Genomic DNA, 411 nt, shown 5'->3' on the forward strand with positions numbered 1-411 from the left:
TTTCCTCATCAGCTTATTTCTATGCCCACAGGGCTTGTGAGGATGATCCTATGGCTTGTCTACGAATAACTCAAATTCATATTTTTCATCCAAAGCATTCCCAACAGGAATCCATTGGCGCTAAGCTCCGGGCAGCCGAAACCAGCGGAGGCCCGCAATGGACCTGAACAGCCTCAACACCTTCATCGCCATTGCCGAGACCGGCAGCTTCTCCGAAGCCGGCGAGCGCCTGCACCTGACCCAACCGGCGGTGAGCAAGCGCATCGCCGCCCTCGAACAGCAGCTCAATGCCCGGCTGTTCGACCGGGTCGGCCGCGAGGTCAACCTCACCGAGGCCGGCCGCGCCCTGCTGCCGCGCGCCTACCAGTTGCTCAACGTGCTCGACGACACCCGCCGGGCGCTGAACAACCT

Annotated in this window: 1 protein-coding gene; it reads left to right on the forward strand. The window is 60.6% G+C overall.

Annotated features, from left to right (window positions below; genetic code table 11):
• Positions 1 to 157 precede the first annotated feature (157 nt).
• A partial coding sequence (locus MM817_RS16550; protein ID WP_241717165.1) for a LysR family transcriptional regulator occupies positions 158 to 411 on the forward strand: 254 nt, incomplete at its 3' end.

This window comes from Sulfoacidibacillus ferrooxidans (genome assembly GCF_022606465.1).
GTDB lineage: Bacteria > Bacillota > Bacilli > Alicyclobacillales > SLC66 > Sulfoacidibacillus > Sulfoacidibacillus ferrooxidans.